Below are 13,799 nucleotides of genomic sequence, written 5' to 3' on the forward strand. Positions count from 1 at the left end.
TACAGCAGCAGACTTATAGAAAACACTCTAACAGGCTAGGGATCCTGCTTGATGAAAGTGCCTGAGAAAATTTTTAGGGAAAAGATTTCAGGCGATCGCCACCCATGCGACACTTTGTCCGGGCAGTTAAACGCTAAAATTCTAACTCAGCTTATCTTTATTCCCCGCCGCCGCTGATGGTTCACATCAAGCAAATCGAGCTTTCCCACTTTAAATCCTTCGGGGGTACCGTTGCAGTTCCCCTAATGCCGGGTTTTACCGTGGTTTCAGGGCCGAATGGGTCCGGAAAATCTAATATTCTCGACGGCATTTTGTTTTGCTTGGGGTTAGCCAGTTCTAAGGGAATGCGGGCCGAACGTTTGCCAGATCTGATCAACCACAAACACAATCAGGGTAAAAATACCGCTGAAACGGTGGTGTCAGTAACCTTTGATCTCAGTGATCTTGCCCAGCAGTATGGCGCTGAAGAAGCGGAAACATCAGAACTCCAAGACTTTTTAGCCCAATTTCAAAGCCACGACTGGACAGTAACCCGGAAGCTGCGGGTCACGAAAAGCGGTAGTTATTCTTCTACCTATTACATCAATGATGAAGTTTGTAGCGCTACCGAACTCCACGAACAGCTGAATCGCCTGCGCATCTATCCCGAAGGCTATAACGTCGTCCTCCAGGGGGATGTAACGCGGATCATCACCATGAATAACCGGGAGCGGCGGGAAATTATCGACGAGTTGGCCGGGGTCGCTGAATTTGACCGCAAAATCACCCAAACCCGCGAAACTCTCAATGCGGTTAAAGAACGGGAAGAAAAATGCCATATTATTCGCCAAGAACTAGAGCGCAATCTAGAAAAACTAGCCGACGATCGCCTCAAGGCCGAGCAGTACCAACGCTTAAAAATTGACCTGGCTAGGCAGCAACAGGAAGAAGCCCTATTCACTTGGCGATCGCTCCAACTCCAGGAACAAAAACTCCAGCAGGAGTTGGCAGCGGGGGCGACAACCCGGACCCAACTCACCCAGACCCTCAATGATTTAGATGGGAGAATTTTTCAGACGGGCCAAACCCTAGATAGTTTAAACGCCAAGGTAAAAGCCCTGGGGGAAGATGAACAGCTTTCGGTCGCCTCAAAGCTGGCCACCCAAAAGGCAAAACGCCACCAGTGGGTGGAGCGGCAACAGGAGCTCGAGGCAGATCAAAGGCGATCGCTCGATTTGCACCGACAACTTTCGGACAATGTTCAAGTCAGTCAGCAACAATTGCTCCACCTCGAAGAAGAAAAACTGACCCTCCAGGAAGAGACGCTCCCCCAACAGCAACAGGCCCTCACCAACGCGGAAGAACAACTCCAAATCAGTCGCCACCAGGCCGATGCCCTTGCCAGCTCTTCTGAGGCTTGGGTGCAGGAACAGGCGGCACTGAGTAAAGACATTCAAACCCTCCAAGACCAGCTCAACCCCCAACGGACGGAACAGGCACTACTCCAGGAACGGGTCAGCCAACTGCAGCAGGCGATCGCCTCCCAAGACATTCAAATTGCCCAATGCAACAGGGAGATCAGCCAACAGGAAACAGAATTAGACGAAATGCAAACGGCAGGGGCGGCGAAACAAACCCAGATCCAGACCCTCGCCCAACAGTTCGCCCAACTGGAGGAAAGCCTCAAACTGGATCAAGAGACAGGCGATCGCCTCCAGCGGGAACAGCGAGACAAACAGCGCCAACTAGACCAACTCGAAGCCCGGGCCGAAGCCCAACAGGAAGCCCAGGGAACCTACGCCACCAAGGTGATTTTAAATGCCGATTTACCCGGTGTCCACGGCCTCGTCGCCCAACTGGGTCAGGTGGAAAAAGCCTACCAACGGGCCTTAGAAATTGCCGCAGGAGGACGCTTAGGTTACCTCGTGGTTGAAGATGACCAGACGGCGGCGACGGGGATTAAACTCCTGAAAAATCAGCGGGCGGGCCGGGCTACATTTTTACCCTTAAATAAAATTCGCGCCCCAAAATTACAGACCAACGCGATCCCCCGCTATGCCCAGGGTTTCATTGATTTTGCGGTGAACCTGATCCAATGCGATCGCCGTTACCTCGATATTTTTCGCTATGTATTTGGCAATACCGCTGTTTTTGAAAACCTCGATTTCGCCCGCAACTTCATGGGCCAGACCCGCATCGTCACCCTCGATGGGGAATTGCTCGAAACGACTGGAGCAATGACCGGGGGCAGTCTTGGGCAAAAATCTACCCTCCACTTCGGCAGCATGGCCACGGGGGATTCGGCGGAAATAGTCGCCTTGCGGGAACGGCTCGAAGAAATTAGCCACCTGCTGCGCTACACCGAAAACGCGATCCTTGATAAGGGCGATCGCCTCCAGGAACTCACCCAGAATTTAAACCAGGCGCGGCAGGTAGAACGGGAAGCCCAACTGCACCAGACCCAGTTGGAAAAATCCCTCGCCAAACTCCGCCCCCAACTGGCCCAGGCCCAACAGCAGCAGCACCAGGCCCAAACGGAATTGGCGATCGCCCAAGGGCAACTGGCCCACCTCGCCGACCAGATTCCCCAGCTCGAACAGCAATTAACCATTCACCAAAATCACCTAGCCCAGCTCGAAGCCCAACAAACCCACCGGGAATGGCAAGAAATTCAACAACTGATCAAAACCCAAGAAGGCGATCGCCAAACAGCAGCCCAAACCCTGAGCATTACCCAACAGAGCATCCAAGACCATGGGGCCAAACTCGCCCGACTGAACGACAAATTAACCAGCGACGAACAGCGCCTCCAGGAAACCCAGACCCACCTCGAAGACCTCCAGGGACAGATTGCGGTCATTCAGACCCAGCTCGATCAAATCACCCTTGAAATCCAGAACACAGAAACCCTCCTCGCCGATCTTTCCGAACAAATGGGAGAAAGTAAAAAGCAGCGCGACCAGACCGAACTCGCCCTAAAAAATCTCCAAAAGCAGCACCAAGAAACCCAGTGGCAGCTTGAAAAACTCCAAACCCAACAGCAGGAACGGGCCCAGACCCTCGAAAAGCTCCAACAGCAAATCCAAACCCAAGAAGCAGAACTGCCCTCAGATCTTGCCCCTGAGCACCTCAACCTTGGAGAAATACCCAGCGACCTCAGCCAAGCCCTCGAAGAAATCGCTGAACAGATAGAAAAAATCCAACGGGCTAACCGCCGCACCCAAAAGAAAATAGAAGACCTAGAGCCGGTGAATATGCTCGCCCTCAAAGAGTACGAACAGACCCAAGTCCGTTTAGGAGAATTGTCAGAAAAACTAAGTACCCTCGAACAGGAACGCCTCGAAGTTCTCGCTCGCATCGAACGCTTTACCACCAGACGTTTTCAGGAATTTAAAAAAGCTTTTGATGCGGTAAATGAAAATTTTCAGAAAATCTTTGCGACCCTTTCTGACGGGGATGGCTATCTGCAACTGGATAACCCCAATGATCCCTTTGCTGGCGGTCTAAACCTCGTTGCCCATCCCAAGGGAAAACCCGTCCAGCGCCTCAGTTCCATGTCAGGGGGGGAAAAATCCTTAACGGCCCTTTCGTTTATTTTTTCCCTGCAGCGATACCGGCCATCGCCGTTCTATGCCTTTGATGAAGTGGATATGTTTTTAGACGGAGCCAATGTGGAGCGCCTTTCAAAAATGATTAAACAACAGGCCGAGCAAGCACAGTTCCTTGTGGTGAGTTTGCGGCGGCCCATGATCGAAGCCTCCCAAAGGACAATCGGTGTGACCCAAGCCCGGGGCGCCCATACCCAAGTGCTAGGTATTCAATTGTGATGTCCTTGCTTTGTCCTGCTCGTCCCTCGGCAATTTTGAAGGTCGCTTTTTGCTGCTTTTGAAGTTTTGAGAAACTGAGAAAGTTATAGGGGATTTGCTGGAATATTTCTTTGGAATTTGACAAATCCTGATTTAGAAATAGGTATTTAAACTCAATTTAAAAAATAAATCTATCTTTAGCTAGTTGTATTTTTCAGAATATTGCTAAATGTTTTATTTCTGTTACGACTTGCAATGATTTTTTGTGAAAAGGGGTTGGGGATCAGCGATTTTAGCAGAAAAACAAAAAATCGATCCCCTAAGGAACCGACCCGAACGAAACAAATTTAAAAAGAGTTTTATAGGTTTATTATGTTGGGATCTATATATATCAGGTGATCCCTTGTTATATTTTCTACAAAAGATTATGACGGATCATCGGTAATTTGGATAGATCCGTAATGTTTTTTTTATATTTACTTAGGTTTACTTTTATTGCTCTTTATAAAGGTTTGTTTCATGTCCCCAAGGGAAGCACCGAGAAACTTGGAGATCCAAACTTCTACGTTGCGGACGGGATGCTTACGGGTCGCCACTAGGGGATCAATCATCGGTTCTACTAAAATCGTAAATAAACCCAGACGATTTCCGGCGAGGACATCGGTAAAGAGGCGATCGCCCACCATGGCCACTTCTTGGGGGCGTAGATCCATCGCATTCATCGCCTTACGGAGTTTTTTGCGGGAGGGCTTTTTGGCTCCGAGCAGATAGGGCAGTTCTAGGGAGGCCGCAATCCGACCGATGCGTTTTTGACTGAGGTTATTACTGACAAGCCAGATATCAGCCACCCGTCTCACTTGGGTGATCCACTGCAAAACATCTTCTGAGGCATGACTTTGGCGCATAGAAACCAGGGTGTCATCCACATCGAGAATCAATCCCTTCAGGCGGTGCTGACGAATAATCTCTGGACTGAGATGGAGGATGGTTTTTCCTAAAATTAAGTCTGGCTCCAGTAAATTGGCATTGAATAGCGCCATAACACCTCAGTTGCTGTAAATCTCTCAATCTTTTATTCTAGCGGCTCGTTCCCAGGTTTTCGGCTCTGGATCATTTGCAAACTCCCCCCGGCATATTGTTCTTGTTTCAGGAGCTCAAAGCCAGTGGTGGTCAGTTGTGCCCCAAGATCAGCTTTGATCATTTGCCAGGCGGTATCAGTCTCAAACAGAAACATAAAAGTGTAGAGACTCGGGATAAATAGGGGATTACTGGGCTGATGCAGATCAATAAAGGTAAAAATGCCGCCGGGTTTGAGGATGCGATAAACTTCCTGAAAAATTTGGGTCAGTTGCGTTGGGGTCATCTCATGGAGAGCGGCACTGGTATGAACCAGATCAAATTGGTTATCGGGTAGGGGCATTTTTTCTGCGGCACCCACCACATACGTCGCTTGGGGGACATTTTTTTTGGCTCGTTCAATGGCGAGAGGAGAAATATCCAGCCCGGTCACTTGATCTGAATAACGCGTCAGAAATTGGGTGGTTTGACCAGCCCCACAGCAGAGATCGAGGATTTTTATCTGTTTATTCCCAGTCAAACCCTGGAGGGCGAGGTTCCGGAAGCGTGTTTCTCCCCCTACGGTCAGGGCGGCGAGGCGAGAAATTGTGTCATACAGCCATTGATAGCGATAACTGAGGGTGCGGAGGAAGGTGGCCATGGCGATCGCCTCGGGAAAATATTTTTTTAACTAAATAACGGTGGGCTCAACCTAGGCTAACAAAGAATGGCGAGGGGAGTTGTTTACTGATCCATGGCGCCTTTGTGGTAGAGCTCTGTGATTTCCCGTAAAAAATTCAGGCTTTGGAGACCCGTCATGGAAATGGGAGAGAAGGTTTCTGTGTGGGAATATTTCAAAATAATATTCCGGACTTCCTCTTGGTTACTCAGTTGCAAGACTTTCATCGACCAGATGGCAAAATCACGGTGGTCAATTTCTGAAAAATCAATGAGTTCAGCATGGGTATGGCGCGGATCAAGCAGAATGCGGTTGTAGGTCTCACAGATGGCCCGCCGACTTCCTTCTAATACTTGCAAAAACATGGAGTCACCGAACGATAACATCCCCGTCACCCCGGCCCGGCGATTGTTAAACTCGGACTTTTGCAAAATTTCAATGAGGTCGCGGTATTCCAGCCCAGCGATCGCCTGACTCACATAAATTAAACGATAAAGAGCCATAAGTCTTTTGTTTTACCTGCAGAATAATGTGTATAAGACTACCAAAAAAACATCCATCACTGCCGGAGTTTTGGGCGATCGCTGGGGAATTTGTTTAGCCAGCGCCAGCATCCCAAAGATGACTTTGGAAATAGAGTTCCGAGAAACCCCCTTGACTGGAATTGAATAAAGCTGGGCGAATAGGGCAAAATCAGTAGTGCTTTAATTGTGTCGTTGAGATTTACCGTGACTATTTGGGAACTTGATTTTTATTCGCGCCCGCTTTTGGATGAGGCTGGCAAAAAGCTCTGGGAAATTCTCATCTGCGAAACCCCCACCCGTATTCAACAGGATCCGGCAGCGCTCTTCCGCTACAGTGAGTTTTGCGGCAATACCGATGTAAATTCGATCACCCTCAAAAAGGCGATCGAAAAGGCGATCGCCACCTCCGGCCAAAGTCCGACAAAAATTCGCTTCTTCCGCCGCCAGATGAACAACATGATTACCAAAGGTTGCGAAGATGCCGGCATCCCTGCGGCCCCCTCCCGCCGTACCTACAGCTTGATGCAGTGGATTACTGAACGGGAACAAGAGGTCTATCCCCAGGAACCCAACTATGACACTACAGCTGCCCAGAGCAGTTCGGTACAATACCCCGCCCTCAACGCTGTAGCCCTCCCCGATGCCGTCCGGGGTGACAAGGGGGACAAGTGGGCGATCGTTTCCCTCGAAGCCGCTGCCTTTGATGATTTTGATGACTGGGAAATCGCCTTTGGGGAACCCTTCCCCCTCAAAAACCTCGATCCCAACACAAAAATTCCTGGTCTCCTAATCTTTTCTCCCCGGGCTGTGCCCCTGGCTGGCTGGATGTCCGGTTTAGAAATGGGCTTTCTGCATTTACAAAAAAATCCCCGGGCCAGCCTAGTTTTAGAAACAGGCGTTAGTGATAGTTGGATCGTCGCCGATCTGCCCAACAGTCAGACCGTCCAGGAAGCAGAATCCTTTGAGACGGCGAAAAAAGCAGCCCAAGGGATCCATTTTCTCGCTATCCAGCAAAATCCCAACGACGAAAAATTTGCTGGCCTTTGGATGCTCCAAGAATAGCCTCTGGGGAAAATAACCAAAGCCAGAGGCTACTAAAACTAATTGGAATGCGCCTGGAGTTCTGCCACCAGTTGACTGAGATGATCCACATCTGCATGGTAGACCTCATTACAAAAATTACAAGTGGCCTCTGCCCCCCCATCAGTCTCGATCATATCGAGTAATTCATCCTGGCCCAGGAGTTTCAAGGCCCCCATCATCCGCTCAAAGGTACAGCCACAGTCAAAGCGAACTATCTGAGTCTCCGGAAAAATATGCAACCCCTCATCCCCCAGCAGATCATGAAAAATGTCGTGGAGAGACTTTCCTTGTTGCAACAGGGGCGTAAACCCAGATAGCTGACCCAAACGGCTTTCTAGTTTCGTCACCAAGGCTTCATCCCGGGCTGCCTTTGGTAAGACTTGCAATAAAATTCCGCCGGCAGCGGTTACCCCTTCGGCACCGACAAATACACCCACCAAGAGCGCGGAAGGAGTTTGTTCTGAGGTAGCAAGGTAATGGGTTACATCGTCGCCAATTTCCCCTGAAACCAGTTCTACTGTACTAGAGTAAGGATAGCCACGACCAAAATCTTTTACCGCATAGAGAAAACCTTTACCGACAGCGCCGCCCACATCGAGCTTTCCTTTGGCATTGGGGGGCAATTCTACGCCAGGATTTTGCACATAACCGCGCACTGTACCATCGGGGCCAGCATCCACAAGCACCCCACCAAGAGGGCCATCACCCTTAATGCGGAGATTGAGACGGGCTTCTTGTTTTTTCATACTAGAAGAAATCAACAAAGCCGAGGCCATCGTTCGACCTAGGGCAGCGGTGGCCACGTAGGACAATTTATGGCGGCGTCGCGCTTCCTCTGTGAGGTTGGTGGAAACGACACCCACTACACGAATGCCATTGTCAGCGGCGGTGCCACGAATCAATTGATCTGCCATCGGTCTTTTAGAAAATAAATTTTTGTAAATTCTATTATGGCAAGTTTCCCGGCACAAAATTGTGCAGGCCAAGAACTGCAGCAAAGTTCCAGTGATCATTTGAATGGGTTTTATTTGGCAATGCGGGTTGCAAAATTTTCAGCTCGGTTTGGCGAAAGGACCCGGGCTTTAAGGATGGCTGCGGCGAGAAAAGCATAGGAGAAGACGCCAACCACTGCCAAAAGAATTCCACTAAAAGCACCGACAGTGTTCCAGAGGGCATGCAATACCGATGAGGTCAGACAACCAACGATTAAAATTGTCCAGCGTTTGGAGGGTTTGAGGACACTGAGGCCGATGAAATAGCCAAAATAACCGCTGTAGGCCATGTGACCAGCCACGGAACCTAAGACGCGGGGAATCAATAGTTGCAGCCCCAATAGTTCCCCTGTGCCAGCATCCACTTGGAGGGAAACTTCATTGACGATATTGGGGACGTATTGGCCGAGGGTTTCAATGAGCGTGAAACCGACTGCTGATGCTGTGCCGAGCAGAATACCATCGAGGGGTTCACTCACACCCACCCTTTCTCGGCGGGGTGAGGCGAAGCGATCACCGATCGCCATGGCACAGAAAATTGGAATTGCTTTCAGGATTTCTTCCATGAGGCCAGCCCCGAAAAACATACCAATAAAGAGATTGATAATGTTCCCTTCTTCGTCAATGCCCCCTGGGAGAACCACGCGGAAGATAAAAATAAAGAGATCCACCACTGGGGTAATGAGCATCAAAGCGGTGAGGAGTCCAGAGCCAATGATGATCCACCAGGCTTTGCGTTTGCCACAGAGTTGATAGATATAGTAGTAGGCGGCGCCAGCGATATAGGTGCCCAGTAGGAGGTTGAAAAGACCAGGTTCACCGATGGTGGCGAACATTAGGACGACAAAGACCACAGTGAGAATTCCTGGTACCAAGTAGGCTTTTTGGGAGAGGTCTTTGCCCGTGCCGGCAATGGGAAAAAGTTGGGAGAGGGTCAAATTGGAGTTTGGGTTAGCCTGGGATGCAATTGGCTTGTAGGGATCGGGGTTAGGGAGAGCGGACTGATCGGCAGACTGAAGCTCAAAGCTAAAACTAGGACCATTGTCGCCGAGGGTGAGGCGATCGCCTGATTGGAGAATTTTCGATCCCTGCAACCGTTGGCCATTGATAAATGTGCCGTTAGCACTGCCAAGATCTACCACTTCCCAGCCTTGACCTTGAGGACGAAGCAACACATGACGCCGGGACACAACGGTGTAAAGGTTTGGATTGAGGGCGATTTGGCAACTGGGTTCGCGGCCAATGAGTATTTCTTGGGAGTGATCTAGAGAAACTTCCGAAAGGAGGGGGGCTGGAACGCCGCCTGTAGAGATTTGCCGCAGAGTGCCAAAAGCTTGCATCGATTTTCTGTCCCAAAACGCAAAAGACGGAGACTGTTCTCCGCCCCATTGTCTAATTTATAGCGATTGTCGCAGCAATCTTGAAAATATTTTTAAAGTGCTCGTGATGTCTATTCTTGGTTGGCGCGGGTATCTTGTACCGCCCAGAGAAAAGAAACAATGGTTAAAGGCACGCTCAGGGCAAGAATAATCGTGGTGGTGGTGGTGCCAAAATCCGGTTCACCGGAGCTGAGTTCAAAGACACAACCGACGGCGGCGATCGCAAAGACACAACAAAGCAGCAGGAGGACGCCACTTTTTGGGGTCATGGAAACCATAGCTATTTACTCCAAATCAGGGATGGGCAGGTTCTAGAAATTGTATAGAAAAAAATTTACCCAGAGGCTTCTGGACCAAGAAACCTCTGTTTAAATGGGTGATTAACCGCGATTAGGCCGTGACCTTGGCCCGCTTGTAGGCTTCATCCAGCACTTCCGACAGGGTCGGGTGGGCATGGACATTAAACGCCAGTTCCTGGACGGGTTTCTTGGCGGCGATCGCATTGGCGGCTTCTTGGATCAAATCAGAAGCGTGGATCCCCATAATGTGGACACCCAACAATTCGCCGCTGTCTTTGCGGTAAATAATCTTGGCGATCCCATCAGTTTCCTTTTCGGCCAGGGCCTTGGAGTTGCCTTTAAAGTAGGTTTTCGCCGTGGCGATTTCAAAACCGCCTTTTTCTGCCGCTTCTCGGGCCTGGGGTTCACTCATGCCCACGTAGCTAATTTCTGGGTGGGTAAAGGCCGCTGCAGGAATTGCCGCATAGTCAACGGTCATCGCATTGCCGATCATATTTTCCACCGCCACAACTCCCTGACCAGAGGCAGCATGGGCGAGCATCATTTTGCCGGTGGCATCCCCCACGGCCCAGAGGTGGGGCACAGGCTGACCATCCTTGAGCACCTGCATTTTATCGTTCACATCAATGAAGCCCCGGCGATCGGTTTCTACCCCAACGGTATCGAGACCGAGGTTTTTCGTCGCCGGCACGCGACCAGTAGCTACGAGACAAGCATCAACTTCAAGATTTTCGACGACTTCTTTAGTTTTGGCGTCGGTCAATTCAATCTTGACGGGGGAACCGGGGATAATTTTTGTCGCAAAGACCCCTGTGTAGGTTTCGATATCACGGCTATCAATTAAGGCGCGCTTCGCTAACTTGGCGATTTCTGGATCAAAGCCGGGCATTAGTTCATCAAGGGCTTCAATCATCGTAATTTCGCAGCCGAGAGCGGTATACACATCGGAAAATTCGAGGCCAATGTAACCGCTACCGATGATCGCCACCCACTGGGGCAGGGTTTCTAAACGGACCGCATCATCACTGGTAAATACGGTTTTGCCATCGACTTGGATCCCCGGCGGCACGAAGGGCTTCGAGCCGGTGGAAATCATGATGTTTTTGGCGGTGATATTTTTAACGCCGTCTTCGCCGATGACACAGACTTTCTGGACGCCATCGACTTTACCCCAACCGCGAATGATATCGACATTCAAGCGCTTGAGGCTATTGGTGAGGTCGCTCTGGATTTTGTTGACTAAATCGGTGGCATGGGCGGCGATCGCCTCCCGACTAAATTCAACGGCACCGACGGCAATCCCCATCTCGCTGAGGTGTTTTTGGTCGCGCATTTCCCGCACTTTTCCGGAAGCGGCGAGGAGGGCTTTGGAAGGGATGCAACCCCGGTTCACACAGGTCCCCCCCATGTCGGCGGCTTCGACAATGGCTGTTTTTAAACCACATTTCACAGCATGGAGCGCTGCACCGTGGCCGCCAACCCCTGCGCCGATGATCACTAAATCATAATCAAACTGTGTTTCACTCATGAAGTTTTGATGCTCTCACTGATCCGATTTGCTTTTGTTAGCTTATCCTAATTGCCGTCACCCCCAGCGATTTCCCTTTCAAACGGCCTGGTTTAGATGCTGTGGTGCGATGTTTTGATTTTTTCTTGCAATTGAGCGTCAAACAATGTTGAATGTCACCCTCAAAAAGGCGATCGCCTGCGGCCTTATTTCAAGTGTATTGTTGTTCCCCATGGTCCCGGCGGCGATCGCCGCCACCCCAGAGCAATGTGCCCTGCGGGAAGAAAGCTTTGGTTTTACGATTGACGATTATGGCATCGAGCACCAAAATACCGCGATCTTAAATATTGCTGTCGATTTCCGTTATGTAGATCAACCCACTGCTCGGCGAGAAAATTATCTTAATTTTGTGCCCATGGCTGCTGAAATTGACCGTTTTCTCCGGGAGTATCCCAATGAGACAGACTACTGGGAAATCATGAACCGCAACCTAGCGGAATCTCTGTTTGCCCAGAACCCTCAAATGGAATCCCTGCGGGTACGCCTCGCCGTGGCGAAAGGCTCTGGAGATGAACCCTTTAATCGCCACAGTGTCGTGTCCTTGACCCGTGACAATGGTTGTCCCCTCACCCATTCGTAAGCGCCAGAAATGGCGGGTTTAGTTCTGCGCTTTTGTGCCCAGTTTCGGCTCTGTGCCCGCCATAATGCGTTGGATATTGCTGCGGTGACGCACAATCACATAGAGCCCCGCAAGCATTCCGAACAAAATGTAAGGGAGGGGCTGTTGTAGCACCACCATTAAAATCATGACGGCGATCGCCCCACTGATCGAACTGAGGGAAACAATCTGAGTTAAGCTAATTGCCCCGGCAAAGGCCAGGATCGTCCCGAGGGCCACCACCGGCGCCATAATTAGCAACACACCAATACTCGTGGCGACGGATTTGCCACCGTTAAACCCAAGAAAAATCGATTTACTATGGCCAAATACCACCGCTAGGGCCGACCCCATAATCAGCCAGTGGTATAGGCCCGCCGGGAGAGTAACCCATTCGGGATGGGCGTAGAGCAGTTTGACGATCAGCAGCGCAGTCATGCCCTTGAGAGCATCGAGGAATAGCACCGTTGCGCCTGCTTTTTTCCCCAAGGTCCGTAATACATTGGTGGCCCCTGTGGAATGGGAACCATATTCACGGATATCAATGCCCTTGAGCCACTTCCCGGCAAGATAACCCGTCGGAATTGACCCCAGGAAATAGGCCGCCACAATACAGAGAGCGGCGATCGCCACTGACAAATTCATAACCCTTACTCCGATGCAGAAACTGCGTGCAAACTGTGAAAAATCCTAGAAAAAGTAGGAAGAATCAGACTGGGGTTCCGGCGCAAACGCAAGCCACAGCGGGTATTGCAGCAACGACAGATTGATGTTGTCCTCAGCCTCATCAATAATGATTAGCGGTAGTCTATCATCTTCTACCAACCGATCTGCTTTTTGCACGAGGGCATCGGGATTTTCAAATAAAATCACCCCAGAATTCGGCCCAAAGTCACTGCGGGAAATGCCGAGGCAGTCCTGTAAGCCCCGGCGCCATTCTCCCAATCGTTCGGGGGTATTGGCCAAAATCAATGCCCGGAGGCGATCGCCATAGATGTTGTAGAGCACAGACAAACTCGCGGAGGCAATTAAGATATTTTGGAGGCGGCTGCCCATACTCCGGATCGCGCCCCGGCCCCCCTGCTCGAAGAACCATTTCTTGACTCGCTCACTGTGGATTGGCTCAAAGGTGCGCCGCAGTTGCCAGGGAGGACCGTAGTAATCTGGCGACATCCGGTATTGATCGAGCATTTCCTCGATGCGGCGGGTTTTAGCCGTGAAGCTCTGCTCGGAAAACTGAGGCGGCACCAATTTTTGCGGCGTGGGTTCAGGTGTCTGAACTGGGGCTGGGGCCGCTTCCCAATCTTGGTCAAAGCGAGGAAGATCGAGTTGTTCGGCGGCGATCGCCAAATCCTGCAGACTCCCGATCAGATAATCCTTAAAACCTTGGACACGCACAGCAATATCTTGGGAAGTGCCCGCAAAGGTGGTGCGCATTTCTTCCCGGATTTTGTCCCGCCGTTTTTCCAACTGAACTACAGAAGCTTGGAGCCGTGCCTGTCTCTCTTCAAGGCTCTGGAGACTTGTCGCCATTAGCTGCTGGAGTTGCGTCTGAAAATCAGTCATCTCCGGCGTTGACAGGGTTTCTTTTTCGGCTTTGAGAGCAGCGATTTCGGCGATTAATGCATCTTTCTCTGCCCGCAGATCGCTGAGTTCTCCCTGACTGTCAACAGCGGCGGCGTCCTGCTGCTGCTGTTCTGAAACCATTCCGGGAGTTGCGGTGGCATCCGAGTCTTCGGGGACTGGTGCAAGGTTTAGGGGCTCCTTGGGGGCAGGTTGGAGATCGAGCTTGGGGCGGTCTTGTTGGGGATCTGAACTCATAAATTTTGTCCTAGGG

12 protein-coding genes are annotated in these 13,799 nt (G+C 50.7%); 3 read left to right on the forward strand and 9 right to left on the reverse strand.

Annotation, left to right across the window (positions count from 1 at the left end):
* Positions 1 to 176 precede the first annotated feature (176 nt).
* Positions 177 to 3,806, forward strand: a complete 3,630-nt coding sequence (gene smc / locus ACZ45B_RS03470) for a chromosome segregation protein SMC (protein WP_464674994.1) — start codon at positions 177 to 179, stop codon at positions 3,804 to 3,806.
* A gap of 455 nt (positions 3,807 to 4,261) precedes the next feature.
* On the opposite strand, the gene ACZ45B_RS03475 is transcribed toward smc, so the two are convergent.
* The 3 genes from ACZ45B_RS03475 to ACZ45B_RS03485 form a co-directional block, all read right to left on the reverse strand.
* Positions 4,262 to 4,825 (reverse strand): YqeG family HAD IIIA-type phosphatase, encoded by a 564-nt coding sequence (locus ACZ45B_RS03475; protein WP_024546501.1) that lies wholly within the window; start codon positions 4,823 to 4,825, stop codon positions 4,262 to 4,264.
* Between the two features lie 32 nt (positions 4,826 to 4,857).
* Positions 4,858 to 5,502 (reverse strand): class I SAM-dependent methyltransferase, encoded by a 645-nt coding sequence (locus ACZ45B_RS03480; RefSeq protein ID WP_024546502.1) that lies wholly within the window; start codon positions 5,500 to 5,502, stop codon positions 4,858 to 4,860.
* Between the two features lie 83 nt (positions 5,503 to 5,585).
* Positions 5,586 to 6,023, reverse strand: coding sequence for a BLUF domain-containing protein (locus tag ACZ45B_RS03485; protein ID WP_024546503.1), 438 nt, complete (start codon positions 6,021 to 6,023; stop codon positions 5,586 to 5,588).
* Positions 6,024 to 6,248: 225 nt separating this feature from the next.
* Here ACZ45B_RS03485 and ACZ45B_RS03490 point away from each other — a divergent pair, with 225 nt between their 5' ends.
* On the forward strand, positions 6,249 to 7,106 hold the full coding sequence (locus tag ACZ45B_RS03490; protein ID WP_024546504.1) for a Tab2/Atab2 family RNA-binding protein: 858 nt from the start codon (positions 6,249 to 6,251) through the stop codon (positions 7,104 to 7,106).
* 38 nt (positions 7,107 to 7,144) lie between these two features.
* Here the strand turns inward: ACZ45B_RS03490 and hslO are convergent, their stop codons facing one another.
* The 4 genes from hslO to lpdA form a co-directional block, all read right to left on the reverse strand.
* Entirely contained in the window at positions 7,145 to 8,041 is an 897-nt protein-coding gene (hslO, locus tag ACZ45B_RS03495) for an Hsp33 family molecular chaperone HslO (protein ID WP_024546505.1), read from the reverse strand.
* A gap of 110 nt (positions 8,042 to 8,151) precedes the next feature.
* Positions 8,152 to 9,459 (reverse strand): PrsW family glutamic-type intramembrane protease, encoded by a 1,308-nt coding sequence (locus ACZ45B_RS03500; RefSeq protein ID WP_024546506.1) that lies wholly within the window; start codon positions 9,457 to 9,459, stop codon positions 8,152 to 8,154.
* Between the two features lie 110 nt (positions 9,460 to 9,569).
* Positions 9,570 to 9,767: a hypothetical protein gene (locus tag ACZ45B_RS03505; protein WP_024546507.1), complete on the reverse strand. Its 198-nt coding sequence runs from the start codon at positions 9,765 to 9,767 to the stop codon at positions 9,570 to 9,572.
* A 121-nt stretch (positions 9,768 to 9,888) separates the two neighbouring features.
* A complete protein-coding gene (lpdA, locus tag ACZ45B_RS03510) occupies positions 9,889 to 11,325 on the reverse strand; it encodes a dihydrolipoyl dehydrogenase (protein WP_024546508.1) in 1,437 nt (478 codons plus the stop codon).
* 145 nt (positions 11,326 to 11,470) lie between these two features.
* Between lpdA and ACZ45B_RS03515 the strand changes: the two genes are divergently transcribed.
* Positions 11,471 to 11,944, forward strand: coding sequence for a hypothetical protein (locus tag ACZ45B_RS03515; protein WP_024546509.1), 474 nt, complete (start codon positions 11,471 to 11,473; stop codon positions 11,942 to 11,944).
* Positions 11,945 to 11,962: 18 nt separating this feature from the next.
* On the opposite strand, the gene plsY is transcribed toward ACZ45B_RS03515, so the two are convergent.
* Entirely contained in the window at positions 11,963 to 12,601 is a 639-nt protein-coding gene (gene plsY, locus ACZ45B_RS03520) for a glycerol-3-phosphate 1-O-acyltransferase PlsY (protein WP_315862151.1), read from the reverse strand.
* Positions 12,602 to 12,652: 51 nt separating this feature from the next.
* Positions 12,653 to 13,783 carry a DUF3086 domain-containing protein gene (locus tag ACZ45B_RS03525; protein WP_024546511.1) on the reverse strand — a complete coding sequence of 377 codons (1,131 nt, stop codon included), beginning with the start codon at positions 13,781 to 13,783 and terminating at the stop codon, positions 12,653 to 12,655.
* Positions 13,784 to 13,799 lie beyond the last annotated feature (16 nt).

Source organism: Picosynechococcus sp. NKBG15041c (assembly GCF_055380235.1).

What these genes read in the sequence shown, in the direction of transcription:
- smc (WP_464674994.1), top strand. Translation starts at nt 177, where the DNA reads ATGGTTCACATCAAGCAAATCGAGCTTTCCCACTTTAAATCCTTCGGG.
- ACZ45B_RS03475 (WP_024546501.1), bottom strand. Translation starts at nt 4,825, where the DNA reads ATGGCGCTATTCAATGCCAATTTACTGGAGCCAGACTTAATTTTAGGA.
- ACZ45B_RS03515 (WP_024546509.1), top strand. Translation starts at nt 11,471, where the DNA reads ATGTTGAATGTCACCCTCAAAAAGGCGATCGCCTGCGGCCTTATTTCA.
- ACZ45B_RS03485 (WP_024546503.1), bottom strand. Translation starts at nt 6,023, where the DNA reads ATGGCTCTTTATCGTTTAATTTATGTGAGTCAGGCGATCGCTGGGCTG.
- ACZ45B_RS03480 (WP_024546502.1), bottom strand. Translation starts at nt 5,502, where the DNA reads ATGGCCACCTTCCTCCGCACCCTCAGTTATCGCTATCAATGGCTGTAT.
- ACZ45B_RS03525 (WP_024546511.1), bottom strand. Translation starts at nt 13,783, where the DNA reads ATGAGTTCAGATCCCCAACAAGACCGCCCCAAGCTCGATCTCCAACCT.
- lpdA (WP_024546508.1), bottom strand. Translation starts at nt 11,325, where the DNA reads ATGAGTGAAACACAGTTTGATTATGATTTAGTGATCATCGGCGCAGGG.
- ACZ45B_RS03500 (WP_024546506.1), bottom strand. Translation starts at nt 9,459, where the DNA reads ATGCAAGCTTTTGGCACTCTGCGGCAAATCTCTACAGGCGGCGTTCCA.
- hslO (WP_024546505.1), bottom strand. Translation starts at nt 8,041, where the DNA reads ATGGCAGATCAATTGATTCGTGGCACCGCCGCTGACAATGGCATTCGT.
- ACZ45B_RS03505 (WP_024546507.1), bottom strand. Translation starts at nt 9,767, where the DNA reads ATGACCCCAAAAAGTGGCGTCCTCCTGCTGCTTTGTTGTGTCTTTGCG.